Source organism: Agromyces mediolanus (genome assembly GCF_044917495.1).
GTDB classification, from domain to species: Bacteria; Actinomycetota; Actinomycetes; order Actinomycetales; family Microbacteriaceae; genus Agromyces; species Agromyces mediolanus_B.
In genome coordinates this window covers 16,684-33,203 of record NZ_JAVSSI010000008.1, presented here as the reverse complement: position 1 = coordinate 33,203, position 16,520 = coordinate 16,684, and the positions used below count along the sequence as shown (strand labels likewise).

19 protein-coding genes are annotated in these 16,520 nt (G+C 72.9%); 9 read left to right on the top strand and 10 right to left on the bottom strand.

What is annotated here, in order from left to right:
• The first annotated feature begins 39 nt into the window (after positions 1-39).
• From ROT00_RS12395 to ROT00_RS12380, 4 genes are all read left to right on the top strand, one after another.
• The gene (locus ROT00_RS12395; RefSeq protein WP_404775284.1) at positions 40-489 is read left to right on the top strand and encodes a DUF6389 family protein; all 450 of its coding nucleotides are present in this window, start codon (positions 40-42) and stop codon (positions 487-489) included.
• A 99-nt stretch (positions 490-588) separates the two neighbouring features.
• Positions 589-1,455, top strand: a complete 867-nt coding sequence (locus ROT00_RS12390) for a DsbA family protein (RefSeq protein WP_404775282.1) — start codon at positions 589-591, stop codon at positions 1,453-1,455.
• A 3-nt stretch (positions 1,456-1,458) separates the two neighbouring features.
• Positions 1,459-2,322 carry a cytochrome c biogenesis CcdA family protein gene (locus ROT00_RS12385; protein WP_404775280.1) on the top strand — a complete coding sequence of 288 codons (864 nt, stop codon included), beginning with the start codon at positions 1,459-1,461 and terminating at the stop codon, positions 2,320-2,322.
• A gap of 53 nt (positions 2,323-2,375) precedes the next feature.
• On the top strand, positions 2,376-3,017 hold the full coding sequence (locus ROT00_RS12380) for a GntR family transcriptional regulator (protein ID WP_404775279.1): 642 nt from the start codon (positions 2,376-2,378) through the stop codon (positions 3,015-3,017).
• Positions 3,018-3,086: 69 nt separating this feature from the next.
• On the opposite strand, the gene ROT00_RS12375 is transcribed toward ROT00_RS12380, so the two are convergent.
• A complete protein-coding gene (locus tag ROT00_RS12375) occupies positions 3,087-3,506 on the bottom strand; it encodes a pyridoxamine 5'-phosphate oxidase family protein (protein ID WP_404775277.1) in 420 nt (139 codons plus the stop codon).
• A 104-nt stretch (positions 3,507-3,610) separates the two neighbouring features.
• Here ROT00_RS12375 and ROT00_RS12370 point away from each other — a divergent pair, with 104 nt between their 5' ends.
• Positions 3,611-4,000, top strand: coding sequence for a RidA family protein (locus ROT00_RS12370; RefSeq protein WP_404775275.1), 390 nt, complete (start codon positions 3,611-3,613; stop codon positions 3,998-4,000).
• Between the two features lie 25 nt (positions 4,001-4,025).
• On the opposite strand, the gene ROT00_RS12365 is transcribed toward ROT00_RS12370, so the two are convergent.
• The 8 genes from ROT00_RS12365 to ROT00_RS12330 form a co-directional block, all read right to left on the bottom strand.
• Positions 4,026-5,609, bottom strand: coding sequence for a hydantoinase/oxoprolinase N-terminal domain-containing protein (locus ROT00_RS12365; RefSeq protein ID WP_404775273.1), 1,584 nt, complete (start codon positions 5,607-5,609; stop codon positions 4,026-4,028).
• Complete coding sequence (locus tag ROT00_RS12360; protein ID WP_404775271.1) at positions 5,609-6,736, bottom strand: DUF917 domain-containing protein; 1,128 nt, start codon at positions 6,734-6,736, stop codon at positions 5,609-5,611. The genes ROT00_RS12365 and ROT00_RS12360 overlap by 1 nt, the downstream gene beginning before the upstream one ends.
• Complete coding sequence (locus ROT00_RS12355; protein WP_404775269.1) at positions 6,733-8,100, bottom strand: cytosine permease; 1,368 nt, start codon at positions 8,098-8,100, stop codon at positions 6,733-6,735. Before ROT00_RS12355 ends, ROT00_RS12360 begins: the two co-directional genes overlap by 4 nt.
• Positions 8,101-8,192: 92 nt before the next feature.
• Positions 8,193-8,771 carry a TetR/AcrR family transcriptional regulator gene (locus tag ROT00_RS12350; protein WP_404775267.1) on the bottom strand — a complete coding sequence of 193 codons (579 nt, stop codon included), beginning with the start codon at positions 8,769-8,771 and terminating at the stop codon, positions 8,193-8,195.
• 83 nt (positions 8,772-8,854) lie between these two features.
• The gene (locus ROT00_RS12345; protein ID WP_404775265.1) at positions 8,855-9,334 is read right to left on the bottom strand and encodes a GNAT family N-acetyltransferase; all 480 of its coding nucleotides are present in this window, start codon (positions 9,332-9,334) and stop codon (positions 8,855-8,857) included.
• Between the two features lie 47 nt (positions 9,335-9,381).
• A complete protein-coding gene (locus tag ROT00_RS12340; RefSeq protein WP_404775263.1) occupies positions 9,382-9,870 on the bottom strand; it encodes an FBP domain-containing protein in 489 nt (162 codons plus the stop codon).
• A 228-nt stretch (positions 9,871-10,098) separates the two neighbouring features.
• Positions 10,099-11,202: an alpha/beta hydrolase gene (locus tag ROT00_RS12335; RefSeq protein WP_404775261.1), complete on the bottom strand. Its 1,104-nt coding sequence runs from the start codon at positions 11,200-11,202 to the stop codon at positions 10,099-10,101.
• A 130-nt stretch (positions 11,203-11,332) separates the two neighbouring features.
• Positions 11,333-12,346: an SDR family NAD(P)-dependent oxidoreductase gene (locus ROT00_RS12330; RefSeq protein WP_404775260.1), complete on the bottom strand. Its 1,014-nt coding sequence runs from the start codon at positions 12,344-12,346 to the stop codon at positions 11,333-11,335.
• 129 nt (positions 12,347-12,475) lie between these two features.
• On the opposite strand from ROT00_RS12330, the gene ROT00_RS12325 reads away from it, so the two are divergent.
• The 4 genes from ROT00_RS12325 (at position 12,476) to ROT00_RS12310 (ending at position 14,980) form a co-directional block, all read left to right on the top strand.
• Complete coding sequence (locus ROT00_RS12325; RefSeq protein ID WP_404775258.1) at positions 12,476-13,033, top strand: TetR/AcrR family transcriptional regulator; 558 nt, start codon at positions 12,476-12,478, stop codon at positions 13,031-13,033.
• A gap of 167 nt (positions 13,034-13,200) precedes the next feature.
• Positions 13,201-14,118, top strand: coding sequence for a hypothetical protein (locus ROT00_RS12320; protein WP_404775256.1), 918 nt, complete (start codon positions 13,201-13,203; stop codon positions 14,116-14,118).
• A 10-nt stretch (positions 14,119-14,128) separates the two neighbouring features.
• Entirely contained in the window at positions 14,129-14,341 is a 213-nt protein-coding gene (locus ROT00_RS12315; RefSeq protein WP_404775254.1) for a hypothetical protein, read from the top strand.
• A gap of 63 nt (positions 14,342-14,404) precedes the next feature.
• Positions 14,405-14,980, top strand: coding sequence for a GNAT family N-acetyltransferase (locus ROT00_RS12310; protein ID WP_404775252.1), 576 nt, complete (start codon positions 14,405-14,407; stop codon positions 14,978-14,980).
• On the opposite strand, the gene ROT00_RS12305 is transcribed toward ROT00_RS12310, so the two are convergent.
• Positions 14,973-16,514, bottom strand: a complete 1,542-nt coding sequence (locus ROT00_RS12305) for an aminotransferase class I/II-fold pyridoxal phosphate-dependent enzyme (protein WP_404775250.1) — start codon at positions 16,512-16,514, stop codon at positions 14,973-14,975. The two genes, ROT00_RS12310 and ROT00_RS12305, sit on opposite strands and share 8 nt — an antisense overlap.
• Positions 16,515-16,520: the final 6 nt, after the last annotated feature.

Sequence of the window (16,520 nt, the reverse complement as noted above, 5' to 3'; positions counted from 1 at the left end):
CACCGCGCTCCGCCCGGCCGCGGCGGATAGCCTGGGCGAATGGATGCCTCCGCCTACGCCGCCGCGCTCCGCACCCAGCTCGACCGCGCCTCCGGGGCCGCCGAGGAGAAGCTCGCCCGCATCGTCGCCGCGGTTCCCGACGCCGCCGAGGAGCTGCAGCTCCTCGTCTTCCCCGACCAGGACGGCGAGGGCGGCTTCTCGATCGTCGCGACGCTCGAGGGCCCCGACTCCTACGTGCTGAACCGCGCCATCGAGGACGATCGCACGCTCTTCGAGGTCGTGCATGGCGCGCAGGGGCCGACGCCCCCGGTGCCGATGTTCGCGCCGGGACGGGCGGGCTTCGAGGTGCGCGACGCCATCGTCGACGCGGCCAGCGGATGGCTCGAGGAGCTGTGGGAGCGCGCGGCGCGCGGGCGGAGCCCGGTCCCCGGGTACATCGCCGGCATCGACGGCTGGGGCACGGTCGACCCCGTCGAGCTGGAGGCCTGAGCCGGTCCCCTCGCGCATCCGGCCGCGATCGCGGCGCACGCCGCAGGCGCCCAGCTGCCGTTCACCTCCAGCTTGGATACAAGTTGTATCCTGGGCGCGATGTCCAAGACGCAGCCCGAGAAGCCCGCCCAGCCCGCCGACGCGAGCGGCCCCGCAGCCGCCGGCCCCGGCCACGCCACCGCGCACGCCGCGGGGCTCGAACGGCGGCTGCGCCGCTCCCGCATCCTGAACGTCGTGCTCGGCGCGATCACCGCCTTCCTCGCCGTGGTCGTCATCGCGCAGTCGCTGCCGGGTTCCGCGGGCGGCGCCGCGGCGGACGCCCCGCCCGCGAGCAGCGACACACCGGCGACCGGCGCCCCCGCCGCCGGCACGAACCCCGAGAACCCGGCCATCGCGAAGCGCGACCCCGACGACCCCTTCGCCATCGGCAGCGTCGACGCGCCGATCGTGCTCGTCGAGTGGGCCGACTTCCGCTGCCCGTTCTGCGCGGTGTTCACGAACGACACGATGCCCGTCATCCTCGACGAGTACGTGGACTCGGGCCTCGTCCGCTACGAGTTCCGCGACGTCGCGTTCTTCGGCGACGAGTCGGTCGACGCCGCCGTGGCCGCCCGCGCCGCCGGCGAGCAGGGCCGCTTCCCCGAGTACCTCGCCGCGCTCTACGCGGCCGCCCCCGAGTCGGGCCACCCCGACATGCCGCGCGAGAAGCTCGTCGGCTTCGCACAGACGGCCGGCGTCCCCGACCTCGCCCGCTTCGAGGCCGACCTCGACCGGCAGGACCTCCGCGACGCCGTCGCGAAGAGCACCGCCGACGCGCAGGCGCTCGGCGTCTCGAGCGTGCCGTTCTTCGTCGTCGGCACCCAGGCGATGGCGGGCGCGCAGCCGGTCGACGCGTTCCGCCAGTTCCTCGACACCCGCCTCGCCGAGGCCGGCGTGGACGCCCCCGGGGCCGGCCAGGCGGACTAGCCCGTGGAACTCGGCCTCGCCGGCGCACTCGTCGGCGGCATCCTGACGCTGCTGAGCCCGTGCTCGGTGATGCTGCTGCCCGCGTTCTTCGCCTACGCCTTCACGACGCCGGCGAAGCTCATGGCGCGCACCGGCGTGTTCTACCTCGGGCTGATCACGACCCTCGTCCCCATCGGCGTGCTCGCCGGCACCGTCGGCGCGTTCGTGAGCGCGAACCGCGTGCTGCTCGTCACGATCGCCGCGGTCGTCGTGATCGTGCTCGGGCTCGTGCAGCTCCTCGGCATCCCGCTGCCCGCGTTCACCCGGGAGCAGCCCGGCGAGGTGGGCTCGATCGCCTCGGTGTACCTGCTCGGCACCGTCTACGGCCTCGCCGGGGTGTGCGCGGGCCCGGTGCTCGGCTCGGTGCTCGCCCTCGCCGCGCTCGGCGGGAGCCCGCTGCACGGCGGCATCGCGCTCGCGGTGTTCGCCTTCGGCATGACGGTGCCGCTGTTCGTGCTCGCCTTCGCGTGGTCCCGCTCGGCGTGGGTGCGCCGGCTCGTGCGCCCGCGGACGGTGCGCATCGGCCGCTGGACGAACACCTGGACGCAGATCGTCGCCGGACTCCTCGGCATCGGCATCGGCGTGCTGCTCCTCGTCACCGACGGCACGGCGGCGCTCGGCGGCGTGCTCGGCGCGACCGCGCAGTTCGAGCTCGAGGCCTCCGCGCTCCGGGTGACCTCGGCGGTGCCCGATCTCGCGGTCGCGGGCGTCGCGCTGGCGGTGCTCCTCGGCGCGTGGCTGCTGCACCGGCGGAGCCGGCGGCGGGCGGATGCCGCGAACGGGAGTCCGGCGGACGCCGCCGCGGGCGACGGCGGGACCGCCGCATGACGCGCGCGGCGCGGACGCATGCGGCGGCGGCTCCCACCCGCGATGATGGGCGGATGCCGACCCCGGAGAGCGCCGCGCTCCGCGCGCACACCGCCATCCGCCGGGCGATCCTCGACGGCACGCACCGCCCCGGCGAGATGCTGAGCGAGAACGAGCTCGCCCAGCGGCTCGGCATGAGCCGCACCCCGGTGCGCTCGGCCCTCACCAGGCTGCAGGACGAGGGCTGGATCACGATCTACCCGAAGCGCGGCGCCCTCGTGCGCGAGCTCGGCGACCGCGACATCGCGGAGCTCGCCGACGCGCGCCTCATCCTCGAGTCGATGGGCGTGCAGCGGGCCTCGTCCGAGGTGCGGCGCGCCCTCGCCGACCGCCTCGAGTCGCAGCTCGACGCGCAGCGCGCGGCCCTCCTCGCCCGCGACCTGGACGGCTTCGTGACGCTCACGATCGCGTTCCACCGCTCCTTCGTGGAGGCCGCGGGCAACGCCGTGCTCGCCGAGATCGCCGACCGGCTGACCGACCGGCAGCGACTGCTGCTGAGCGCGCACCGCGAGACGCTCTTCACCCGCGTCGAGGAGACGATCGCCGAGCACCGGGCGCTCGTCGAACGCCTGCGCGCCGACGATCCGGCCGGCTTCGCCGAGGCGCTGCGCGGGCACCTCACCGGCACGCACGGCGCGGAGCTCGGCCCGGTCTAACCCGGCCCGGCCCGGCGCCGCTCTCCCGCTCTCACCTGCGCCCAAGGGGTCGGGGACGGGACGGGACGGCTACTGCGCGGCGCGCTCGAACCAGCGGCCCTGCACCTCGGTGACGTCGATGCGCACCCAGCGGTCCTTCTGCTCCGGCGCCCACGGCTCGATGCCGAGCCGCTCGGCGGCCTCGACCTCGCCCTGCCGGTCGAACTCGCGCGCGGTGCCCTTCGCGACCACGCTGAAGGCCTCGCGCTCGGTGAAGCCGTCGATCTGGAAGGCGACGTGGTCGCGGATCGTGAGCTCGAGGAGCTTCGTCCCCGCCGCCGTGCGGAACACGATCGAGGTGCCGTCGACCTTGTGGTTCACCGGGAAGATGTCGACCTCGCCCGCGACGGCGAGCCCGACCCGGCCGTACGGCGCCGCCCGGAGACGCTGCCAGCACTCCTCGTCGCTCAGGTGCCTGGTCGGATGCCGTTCGTCGACCTGTTCGCTCATGCTCCGAGGCTAGGCCGATCGGATCGGCAGGGCCAGAGCCGGGACGCGTCATCGACGGCGGCTGCCTCGCCGCCGATGTCGGCGGGGCGCGGCAGAATCGGGCCATGACGAAGCCCACGCAGATCGATCCGCCCCAGCTCTTCCGCAGCCCGGCGTTCGCGCAGGGCATGCTGGCCCCGGCCGGCCCCGTGCTCTACGTCGGCGGGCAGAACGGCACCGACGCCGAGGGCGCCCTGCTGAAGGGCCTCCGCGCCCAGACCGAGCAGGCGCTCCGCAACGTGCTCGCCGTGCTCGCCGAAGCCGGCACCGACGCCGAGCACGTGGTGAAGCTCACCATCCACCTCGCCCCCGGCATCGACCCGTCCGACGCCTACGCCGCCACCCGCGAGGTCTGGGGTGACCATCGCACGGCCGTCACCGTGCTCGCGGTCGCGCCGGCCCGTCCCGGCGCCCTCGTCGAGATCGACGCGATCGCCGCGGTGCCGGCGGGCTGAGCCCGCATCGGCCGGGCGGCCCGGCTCAGGCGGCGAGCCGCCCTACGGCCCGTGCCCGGATGAGCACCGCCTGCCCGTCGAGGTACGCCACCGGCAGCTCCTCGACCGCGACGAGCTCGATCGTCTCGGGGTCGGCGCCCGCGAGCCGCGCCCGCTCGGCGGCCTCGCGGGAGGCATCCGCCCGCGACGCCCGCCGATCGGTGCCCTCGAGCCGATAGATCTTCTCGACCTGACCGGCGATCTCGCCGAGCGCCGCGCCGACCGCGTTGGCCGCGCCGAAGTGCTTGGGGCGGATCAGCTCGGCCACCCCGTCGAGCTCGTCGGGCGCGATGATGCTGCCGCCGCCCACGAGGATGACGGGCACCGGGGTGGCGTTCGGCTTCATCCGGTCGATCGAGTCCTCGAGCAGCTCGCGGATGCCCGCCCACGCGGCCGCGCCCGTCTCGGCATCCAGCTCGGGGGCCGAGAGGCCGTCGATCTCCGCGCCGCCGACCGCGAGCGCCACGTCGGTCGCGGTCAGCGTGCCGCCGCCGAACGCGAGTCCCTCCTGCGGCAGCCGGTAGCCGACGCTGTCCGGTCCGACGGTGACTCCGGCCGACGCAGCGGCACCGCCCGCGTCGCCGGCGCGGCGACGCACGACGGTGCCGCCGCCGAGGCCGACCGAGAGCACGTCGGGCATGCGGAAGTTCGTGCGGATGCCGCCGATCTCGACCGCGTGCGCGGACTGCCGGGGGAAGCCACCGACGAGCACGCCGATGTCGGTCGTGGTGCCGCCGATGTCGACGACGAGGGCGTCGGTGGCGCCGGAGAGGTGCGCCGCGCCGCGGATCGAATTCGTCGGGCCGCAGCCGATCGTGAGTACCGGGAACTCGAGCGCGTACTCGAGCTGCATGAGCGTGCCGTCATTCTGCCCGAAGTACGGCACCGCCTCGATGCCGCGGGCCCGGAGCGCCCCGACGAAGCCCTCCGCCATCTGCGTGAGCGTGCGCATCAGCGCGGCGTTCAGCACGGTCGCGTTCTCGCGCTCGAGCAGCCCGAGCGAGCCGATGCGGGCCGAACGCGAGACCGGCACGCCGAGCTCCTCGGCGACGATCTCGGCGACCCGCTCCTCCTGGCGTTCGTCCACCGGCGAGAACACGCCGACCACGGCGACCGCGTCGACCTCGCCGTGCATGGCGCGGCAGGCCGCGCGCACGGCGTCCTCGTCGAGTGCGGCGAGCAGTCGACCATCGACCTCGTACCCGCCCGCGATGAGATACGCGTGGTCGCCGATCGCCCGGCGCAGGTCCTCCGGCCAGCCCTCGAGCGGCGGCACCGCGGTCGTCGCGGGCGCACCGAGCCGGAGGATGCCGACCCGGCCGAGGCCGCGGCGCTCGACGATGGCGTTCGTGCAGTGCGTGGTGCCGAGCATGGCGTGGGTGACGAGCGCCGGATCGATGCCGGCGGCCTCGATCACCGCGTCGATCGCAGCGGCGACGCCGTCGCCGGTGTCCGCGGTGGTCGGCCGCTTCACCGAGGCGACGACGCCGAGCCGGCCGTCGAGCACGACCGCGTCGGTGTTGGTGCCGCCGACGTCGATGCCGATGCGGTACCCCTGCGCTGCGGTCATCACGCCGCCTCCTTCCGCTCGCGCCGCTGCCGGGCGAGCTGTTCGACCGGAACCCAGTCGACGTCGTAGCCGAAGTGGCCGGGGCCCGCGGTGGCGAGACCGGCCTCGGTGCGCCACTTCTCGTGGCAGGGCATCGCGATCACCGTGACGCGGGCGCCGTAGCGCAGCGCCTCCGTCGTGATCGGCATGCCGGTGGCGAGGTCGAGCACCGCGATCAGATCCGGCGTCACCGCGGCGAGCTCGCCGTCGCGGCGGGCGAGGAGCATCTCGTTCTGGAAGTCGAGCCGGAAGCCGCTCCCCCGGTCGTCGCCGACCCCGTCGAGCTCGGCCGCGCCGCGGGTGAAGCCCCCGACGACCTCGCGCTGCAAATCGGCAACCTTCCCGTCGAACAGGCGCACGGCGTCGAGCTCCGCGCAGAGCGCGTCGATCTTCTCGTCGTCGCGCAGCTCCGCGCCCGAGGCATCCCGGCCACGGAGGATGCGGCCGATCCGCTGCGCCTGCGTGAGCGTCGCCGGGATGGCGCACTCGCGCACCACCTCGCCGCCGTAGGCGTAGTCGATCATCGTGGCGGCCCCGCCCATCTCGACGGTGGCGGCGCGGGCGAGCCGCTCCGACCAGGCGCCGTCGACCGGCCGGCTGACGACCTCGTTGCCGTGGTGGTCGACGAGCACCGTCGCGCCGGGGCCGTAGCCCGCGAGGTGGAAGGTCACCATCTGCGCCTCGGGGAAGGCCCGGCCCATCGCATCGCCGTCGACCACGGGCAGCCCCGCGAGCGCGGCCGCCGCGATCGGCAGCATCGAGTTGCCGCCGCCGACCTCGATCGGCATGATCGCCGTCGGCACTCGGCGCACGGCGCCCTCGATCGCCTCCAGCGCGGCGAGCAGCTCGGACTCCGCCTGGATCCGCTCGACGCTCACCGAGGGGGCGCCGATGCCGCCGATGGGCACCACGAAGTCGCGGTCCTCGAGATCGTCGACGTCGATGAGGCGCACCGGGCCGTGGAGTCGGATGAGGCGCTTCGCGATGAGGGAGCCGACGTGCGGGTCGCCGCCGCCGCCCGTGCCGAGCACGGCCGCGCCGAGGGCGATCTCGTCGATGTCGGACTCGGTGATGAGCCGCTCGCTCATGCGCGGGCCCCCTCCTGCTGATCGGTGGCGGAGCCGGTGGCACCGGCGGAGCCGGCGGTGCCGTCCGCCGCGGGCTCGACGTGCTCCGGCAGCTCGCGCTGGCGCAGCGGCAGCAGGGCGAGATAGGCCACGAAGCCGACGACGAGGCCGTCGAGCGCCGAGATGGTGGTGAGGCTGAACCAGCCGAAGCCGAGGCCGTCGGCCGGGTTCGTCGTCGCGAGGGCGACCAGGATGCCGACCGCCCACGCCGCGATCGCCCAGCCGTCGACGGTGGGAACGGCGGCCCCCGCGCTCCAGCGGGCGCTGCGGCGCCCCGTGAGGTAGGCGGCGAGGTAGACGCCGCCGTAGGGCGCGATCACGACGCCGATCGCGAGGATGAAGGGCACGAAGAAGTCCGCGGCGCCCGCGACGGCGATGACGATGCCGATGGCGCCGCCGATGATCGTCAGGGTGCGGCGGTTCAGCCGGCCGTTGATCGAGGCGAAGCTGAGCGCGGCCGAGTAGATGTTGGTGGTGTTCGTGGTCCACTGCGCGAGGATCAGCACGACGACGGCGATGACGCCGAGCCCGAGGGCGAAGTAGATCGTCATGAGCTCGGACTGGTTCATCACCCGGGCGAGCAGGATCGCGACGACGATGATGATCGAGTTGCCGAAGAAGAAGCCGACGAAGCCGGCGGCCATCGCCTGCTTCGGGGTCCTCGCCCAGCGCGCCATGTCCGGGGCCGAGACGACGCCGAGGATGAAGATGCCCATGACGAGCGAGACCGCCCCGCCGAAGGTGATGGTCGCCACGACCGGGGCGTCCAGGCCGCTCGCGCCGTGCATCGCGAAGGCGACGATGACGCCGACGACGAGCAGGATGAGCAGGAGCGGCACGGCGAGCGTGCTGAGCCGGGAGATCGAGCGATAGCCCCAGAGCGCGGTGAGCACCATGAGCGCGCCGCCGATCGCGGTGAACAGCTGCACGGGCAGCTCCAGCCCGGTGAGCTCGGTGAAGGCGATCTGCGCGTTCGAGCCGAAGAAGCCGGCCTGCACCGCGAACCAGCCGAGCAGGCTGATCGCGAGCGCGAGGGCGAGTACGGCGCCGCCGATCTTGCCGAAGACGGCGCGGGAGATCATCGCGGTCGACAGTCCGGTCGCGGCGCCGACGTAGGCGCACGCCATGGCGAGCAGGCCGAGCAGGAGCGAGCCGGTGACGGTCGCGAGGATGGCCGGCCAGAACGCCATGCCGGAGGCGAGCGCGATGCCGAGGAAGGCGCCGGAGAGGTCGATGCCGATCGCGATCCAGACGGCGGCGATGGAGATCCAGCTCTTGCGCTGGTCGGCGGGCACGGTTCCGTGCTCGTAGTCGGTGGAGTCCATGGGGGTTCTTTCGGAAGCGTGTGGCCGAGTCGCCCGACGTTCATGAACATCGGGCAACTCGGGAGTTCGGGGGAGGAAGCGGGGGATGACGGTCAGGCGGACAGCGCAGCGGCGAGCTGCCGCCAGGCGAGCTCGAAGCGCTCGCGGTAGACCTCGGGCGCGTAGTGGGTGAGCTGCAGGAAAAGGCCGTCCATGATGACGAAGACGAGGGCGGTGAAGCCGTCGGGGTCGCCGGGGGCGAAGCTGCCCGCCGCGACGCCGTCGTCGTACGCCCGCCGCACGGCGGCGGCGAGCTCGGACTCGGTGTCGAGGAAGATCTGCCGGAGGGCCTGCCCGTCGGGGCCGTACTCGGCGAGCGCGGCGCGCAGGCTGAATTCGGCGAGGTCGGGTCGGTCGCGGTAGTAGGACTCGATGCCGCCGAGGAAGTGCCGGAGCCGGTCCAGGGGCGGCAGCTCGCCGCTTCGCTGCACGAGCTCGTCGAAGAACGCGGTGTGCTCGACGACGACCTCGGCGTAGACCGCCTCGTACAGCGCTTCCTTGCTGGGGAAGTGCGCGTACAGGGAGGGCGTCTTGATTCCGACGGCCCCGGCGATCTCGCGCAGGCTGGCCTCGGCGTAGCCTCGTCGCCCGAACACCGCACGGGCTTCGGTGAGGATCTGCGCTCTGGTCATGGCCTGCCTAACGATCATTAGTTAGGCAGAGGCTAGTCCGCGATTCGACCTCGCGCAAGGTCGGTTTCGCCGGGCGTCGGAGTTCAGAGGGCGAGCTTGAATCCCACGTGCGACGGCGAGAAGCCGAGCCGTTCGTAGAAGCGGTGCGCCGCCTCCCGGCGCGCGTCGCTCGTGAGCTGCACGAGCCGGGCGCCGCGCTCCCGGGCGTGCGCGATCGCCCACTCGATCATCGCCGCGCCGATCCCGCCGCCGCGGAGCGACTCGTCGACCCGCACCGCCTCGATCTGCATCCGCGTCGCCCCGCCGCGCGAGAGGCCCGGGATGAGCGTGAGCTGCATCGTGCCGACGACGGCCCCGCCCGGCCCCTCGACGACGACGAGCAGCTGCGCGGCATCCGCGTCGATGACGTCGAAGGCGCGCAGCGCCCCCGCGTCGTCGCTGCGCGACTCCTCTCGGCGCAGCACGTCGTCCGCGAGGAGCGCGAGGATCGCCGCCACGTCGTCGCGACGGGCGCGGCGGAGGGCGTAGCGGGAACCGGATGCCTCGATCGTGGTGAGCGTCACGCGTCCACGATGCCACGCACCGAGGCATCCGGCGGGCCGCGCCCGGCTCAGTCGGCCGTGACCGCGCGGAAGAAGCCGGCGACGTTCTCGCGCAGCGCCTCGATGCGGCGCTCGCGGGCCGCCTCCACGTCGAAGCCCAGGTAGGCGACCGGCGGACGCTTCCTGACGTTCTTCGAGCACTGGAAATCGGCGCAGACGAGCGTGCCCACGGTGTCGCCGCGGCGGCCGGCCTGACCGGCGCGCTTCGCGACGTAGAAGAGCACGTCGTTCGGCAGGTGCACGTCCTCGCACCAGGCGCACTGCGGCCGGGAGCGCAACCGCCCCTCGGCACGGCGCAGCATGATGCCGACCGGGCCGTCGTCGCCCGCGGTGACGGCGTAGGCGACGAGCGGCAGCTTCGGATCGCGCCAGCCGAGGAAGTCGAGGCGATCCCAGTCGAGCTCGGCGAAGCCGGGCGGCAGGGTGACGGCGGCGCGCTCGCGCACGCTCGCATTGACGAAAGAGGCGCGGATCTGCGCGTCGTTCAGGGGAAGCATGATGAAGAGACCTTTGTCTGCGTGGCGCCCGCAAGCGGGCGACCGGAGGAATCGATGACCTCGGCGCGCGGGCGCGCCGGACTGCGGCCCCTCCTGCTCGCGCGCGGAGGAACCGGGGGCGGGGTCACCTGATCGCGGCGCGTGGGGCGCCGGAGACCTCCTGGATGCAGACGGATCGAAGCACGGGGTCGAGTGTACTCCGGTGCCCTGGGGCGAAGTCCGGCCGGCTCAGCGTCCGGCGTAGCGGTCGAGGAAGTCGATCGTCTGCACGAAGGCCTCCTGCGCCTCCTCCAGCTTGAAGTGGAACTGGTACTCATGCGGCAGCTTCGGCTCGTGGTCGGCCGGCCAGAACAGCTCGGTCGTCTCGACCCCGGCGTCCTGCAGGGCCTTCGACATCGGCACCGACTCGATCCAGGTGAGCGGATCGCCGTTGCCGCCGCTGAGGTACGTCGGCGGGAGCTCGTCGGTGACGAAGTCGATCGTCGACATCGTGCTGCCGGCGTAGTCGCTCGACCAGTTCTTCGTGCCCGTGTACGCCCAGAGCGCGACCTTCAGCCCCCACTGGCCGATGCCGTTCAGCTCGGCCATGGCGGGCAGGTCGTAGACGCCGCAGTTCAGCACGAGTGCCGAGAGCTGCTGCGGCTGCAGCGCGGGCTCGATGCCGAGGAGGTTCGCGTACTTCTCGTTCGTGGTGAGCACGGCGAGCTGGCTCGCGAGCTGCGCACCGGCGGAGTCCCCCGCGAGCACGATTCGGTCGGGGTCGACGCCGTACTCCTCGGCGTGGGAGAGGAGGTAGCCGAGGGTGTCGTTCAGCTGGTTCACGGCCGTGGGGTAGACCGCCTCGGGCGCGACCGTGTAGTCGACGCCGATCGCCGTGTAGCCGTGGCTCGCGATGAGGCTGAGGTACGGCGCGACGTTCTCCTTCGAGCCCGAGATCCACGCGCCGCCGTGGATCCAGACGACGGTGGGGTGCGCCCCGGTCGCGCCCGCCGGGGTGAACACGTCGAAGCCGGTGCCCGGGCCGCCGGCGACGTCGGTCGCCTGGTCGAGCCGCGCGTCGACCGGGCCGCCGGGCTCCGGACCGTACTCGAGCATCTCCTGCACCGTCGCGGCCCCGCCCTGCTCGAAGACCGAGCGGATGAGCATCGCCGAGGGCCACGGCGTCGCCGAGGTGATGCCGGTGACCGCGATGAGCGCGAAGGCGGCGATGAGGCCGGCGAGCGTCCAGCGCCGCGCACGTCGCGAGAGTGGCGGGCGCCGATCGAGGACCGCGGCGTCCGGGTCGGCGGCGGGACGGTCGGCGGCTGAGTCGGTGCGCGATCGACGGGTCACGCCTCACATGCTGGCAGGCGCCCCGCGTTCACCCGTGCGGCGCGCCGGATGCCCCGCCACCGGCTGGTGAGACGCGCGACGCGCCGGAGCCGCGGGGGAAGCGGCTCCGGCGCGTCGCGGAGGCAGGGCCTTACTGCACCGACCAGCCGCCGTCGCTCGGCAGCACGGCGCCGTTGATGTTCACGCCGTCGTCGCTCAGCAGGAAGGTGATCGAGGCGGCGAGCTGCTCGGCCGTCGCGATCGTGGGGATCTGCTGCTGGAACGGGGTGAGCCGGGCCTGTCCTGCCTCCGAGACGTGCGGCGGGAAGGGGATGCCGGTCGCGACGCCGCCCGGGGCGACGGCGTTCACGCGGATGCCCTGCGGGCCGTACATGAACGCGGCGTTGCGGGTGAGGCCGACGACGCCGTGCTTCGAGACGGTGTAGGCGTTGCCCGAGGCGTTGCCGCGGATGCCCGCCTCGCTCGCGACGTTCACGACCGAGCCGCGGCCGGCCTCGACCATGGCCGGCAGCACCGCCCGGGTGAGCATGAAGACGCCGGTCAGGTTGATGCCGATGACGCGGTCCCAGATCGCGTCGCTCGTCTCGGCGAGCGGCGAGAAGTCGTCGTTCACGCCGGCGACGTTCGCGAGGCCGTCGATGCGTCCGCCCGCCGCGGCGACGACGCGCTCGATGTCCTCCTGCTTCGTGACGTCGGCGGCGACCGCGACGACCTGCCCCTCCGGGGCGGACGCCGCGAACTCCTCGAGGCGCTCGGCGGAGATGTCGACGGCGACGACCCGGCCGCCCTCGCGCACGATGCGGGAGGCCGTCGCCCGGCCGATGCCGGACGCGGCGCCGGTGACGACGATGGTGCGGCCGTCGAAGCGGCCGGAGGTGATGCGCTCGGTCCAGCCGGATGCCTCGGCGTCGTCTTCGGGCATGACGCCGCCGTTCGCCTTCAGCACGAGGTCGTCGATCACGGACTGCGGGAGCTGGCCCTGACTCAGGGCGACGAGCTGCTGCAGCGGAAGCCCCTTGATCGGGGCGAGGGTCTCCTCCGAGGCGCCGCTCGCGGCGAGGAGGCCGCGCACGAGCGGGCCGCCCTCCGGGTGCTCGAGCCACTGCTCGATCGAGCTGTTCGCGGTCAGGGGGTGGTGCGACATCGGGGTCTCCTTCTTCGGTCCCAGGCGCGTGATCTCGCGTCCCCTCCAGAATATCCGACAGGTGTCGGATATCCGACGAATGTCGGAAATCTCCCAGACTCCTGGGCCGAGGCCTGGCAGAATCGCACGGTGGACGCACGAATCGAACGGACCAGGCGCGCACTGCAGGGCGCACTGCTCGAGCTCGCGCACGAGCGCCCGTTCGACGAACTGAGCGTCAGCCTGATCGCCGAGCGCGCGGGCGTCAACCGCAGCAGCTTCTACCAGCACTACGGCGATCGCGACGAGCTGCTCGCCGACGCGCTCGACGCCGCCGCAGCGGCGGCCGGAGCCGACGCCCCGGCCCTGGAACTCATCCCCACCGGACGCCCGCCGGCCGGCATGGCGCACTTCCTCACCCACTTCGCCGACCACGCCGAGCTGTACCGGCGCGCCCTCGGCCCGCGCGGCTCCGCGCTCGTCGCCGCCCGCCTGCGCAACCGCGTCGCCGGCCTCGTCCGCGAGGGCGTCGAGCACACCCACTCGCACGCCTTCGACGACATGCCGCTCGAGCTCGCCGCGGCCGGCATCGCCGGATCGATCGTCGGGGTCATCACCGCCTGGCTGGAGCTCGACCCGCTCCCCGACGTCGACGTCGCCGGCGAATGGGTGTGGCGCATGGTGCTCGGCCCCGGCGACACCCGCTGAGCCGTGCGGCACGGCACGGCACGCACACTGCGACATATCAAACCGTCCGACCGTTTGTAGTCAGCCAAAGTGCGGACTGCCATTGAGGCGTGCACCCTGGAAACTGAAACAAGCGGCCAGTTCGGTGCTGGCGTTCGACCCGCTCCTCACATCGAGAAGGAGCCATCGTGTCATTCGCACCACCGCGGACACTCACGACGCTGTCCGTTTTGTCCATCGTCGCGGCACTCATTGCGGTGTCCACCCCCGGTCCGGCTGCGGCCGCCGAGTCCGTCGAGCCGGAAGTGGCCGCGCTCGAACAACATGGTCTGCTCACCCCACCCGATGACCTGGAGGGCATGACGCGCACTGGCACAGCGGAGGTCGAGCCTTCGTCGGCGAGCGTCGACAGCCCAGACGGACTCACGATCCCCACTCCTGAGGGAACCATGTCGCTTGTTCCCGCAGGCTTGCCTGAGTCCGACGAAGTGGGCGGCGTGCTCCAATATCGGGCGGATACCTACAGCATTGTGGCCACCACAACCGCGTCCGGCGTCGCGAACGCGATGTATGCGGTGTTGTCCGGTCCGGATGCCCCCGACTCATATCGCTATGAGGTAACGGCCGACGGCTACCCCGCACTCCTCGTCGAACTCGGTGGCGCCATTCTCGTGCGCAACGCAGACGGCGAAATCGTAAACGTCATCAACCCAGCTTGGGCGATCGACGCCAGTGGCACCTCCCTCCCGACCCACTACGAAATCGAGGGGAACGAGATCATCCAGGTTGTCGACCACAGAACGGCCACGTACCCCGTTGTTGCGGACCCAGCCGGCGCATGCGATGCCCTCTCATGCACGATCTTCTTCAACAAATCCGAGACGAAAACCGCATCTGAGGGGGCCGCCGCCGCCGCTGGCCTCCTGTGCGGAGCGATGGCGTTCCTGAGTGGTATCGGCGGGCTTGTATGCGGCGCATACGGTGCCGCGCTGACTATCGTGGCGATCCAGGCAAGAAATCAAGGCGACTGTCTTGCGTTCCGCGCGTCGAGGTACGGCCTCTACACTCCATACCCGTTCATCTACGATGACGCCCGCTGCCGCTAGGAGGTGCCCGATGATCACCGCACGTGAGCTCCGCGCCGTTCTGCTGCACGGCCCCTACCTGATCGCAACCGTGGCGGTGTTCGGAATCGGACTGGCCTTCATGGTCCTCTTCGCCGCAGGACTCGTCGGTGGCGCCGCGATCGGCTGGATTCCATTCGCGGTGCTGGGTCTGCTGCTCCTCGGCGCGAGCATCGCCAGGCGACGCCGTCACGACGCAAGCTAGACCGGTACGCACTGCTCCCACACCCGCCGTCGCACTGTCGGCGGCGGGTGCCAGACTCGGCGCATGGGGATCGAAGTCCGCCCGGCCGACGTCTTCGACGACGTCGCCGCCGTCATCGGGCCGAAGAAGCCGACGTCGAACGTGTGCTTCTGCCTGAGCTACCGTCTGCTGTCCTCGAAGGAGAACGTCTCGCTGAAGGAGCCGGCCCGCTCGGCGCGGGTGCGCGAGCTCTGCGCGCAGGACCCGCCGCCCGGCGTGCTCGCCTACGACGGCGACGAGCCGGTGGGCTGGGCCGCGGTGCACCCGCGCGCCGACACGAGCTTCGCGAAGAACCGGCGCATCCCGCACGTCGACGAGCTCGACGTGTGGTCGGTGTGGTGCTTCCGGGTGCGGCCCGGCCACCGCAAGCAGGGGCTCGTGCATCACCTGCTCACCGGCGCCGTCGAGTTCGCCCGCGAGCGCGGTGCGCCCGCGATCGAGGGCTACCCCGTCGACAACCGCGGCGAGAAGGTCGACCTGACCATGGCCTACGTCGGCACTCGCGCGGTGTTCGAGGCGGCCGGCTTCGAGAAGGCCGCCGACACGCAATCGGTGCTGTCGGGGCATCCGCGCGTCATCATGCGGCTCGACCTCAGCTGAGCGCGAGCTCCCGGTCGGAGTCGAGCGCCGCGTCGGCGCCGCGCGCCGCGTCGGGCTGCCCGTGATCGGCGCGCACGACGCGCAGCACCGACAGCGCCGGATCGGCCGCGCCGCGCACGTGCCCGCCGGGCATCGCCGCGATCCGGCGGAGGAACGCGACGACCTCGGCCGTGATCCGCTCGCCGGGCAGCACGTTCGGGATGCCGGGCGGGTAGGCCGCGAGCGAGTCGGTCGACACCCGGCCGATGGCCTGCTCGATCGGCACCGCCTCGCCGGGGGCCAGGAAGGCGTCGCGGGGGCGCATCACGAGCGGCCCGGGCGCGGGCAGCGCGAGTGCGCCGGCGCGCTCCACGAGGGCGTCGCCGGCCGCGGGCTCCACCACGGGGAGCGCGTGGAGCGCCGCGACGACACGGTCGACATCGGGCACGGCGCCCGCCCCGAGCACGGCGACGATCGCCGAGTCGGTGGAGATCTCGAAGGAGACGCCCTCGTGCTCGAGCCGCTCGCGCACCTCGTGCCCGTTCAGCCCGGCGGCGCCGACGTCGATCGAGACCCGCAGCGGGTCGACGGCGAAGATGTCGTCGAAGCGGCCGAAGCCGTCGCTCACGATGCCGAAGCGGCCACGTGCCCGAACCTCCTCGCGCAGCCGGTCGGCAGCCTCGATCGAGGCGCCGATCCGCGCCTCGCCGTGCTCGATGCCATCGCGGGCGAGGTCGAGCGAGGCGAGCAGCAGGGCGCTCGTGCTCGTCGACTGGGTGAGCGCGAACGCGCGCTCGAGCAGCGGCTCGAGCTCGGCTGCGAAGGGACCGTCGCCGAGGTGCAGCATGGCCGACTGGGTGAGGCTGCCGGCGAGCTTGTGCGTGCTCGACACGACGAGGTCGGCGCCGAGGGCGAGCGGGTTCTCGGGCAGATCCGGGTGGAAGCCGAAGTGCGCGCCCCAGGCGGCGTCGACGATGAGCGGGGCGCCGACCGCGTGCGCGGCCTCGGCGAGCGCGGCGACGTCGGCGACCGCGCCGAAGTAGCTCGGCGAGATGAGGTAGACCGCCTTCGGCCGCGTCTCCCCGCGCTCGATAGCGTCGCGGAGCGCGGCGGGCGAGACGCCGTGGTTGATGCCGAGCACGGGGTCGATCGTGGGCGAGACGAAGGCGGGCACGAGGCCGGCGAGGATGATGCCGTCGATGAACGAGGAGTGGGCGCTGCGCTGGGCGAGCACGGGCTCGTCCGCGGCGCGGAGGGAGCCGAGCGCGATCGCGGCCATCCGGTTCGCCTGCGAGGCGCCGTTCGTGAGGAACCAGGTGCGCTTCGCGCCCCAGGCGCGGGCGGCGAGCCGCTGGGCCTCGTCGAGCGCGTTGCCGGGGCCCTTGTCGAGCCCGGAGAGGAGGGGCGTCACGTCGTGGCGCAGCAGCTCGGCCCCGAAGTACTCGGCGAGCGCGGGCGCCGCCTGCGCGTCGGCACCGTGCCCGGGCACGTAGAGGCGCACCCGATCGTCGCGGGCGGCGTACTGGGCGAGGGCGTCGGCGTAGGGGGCGGTCATGCCTCG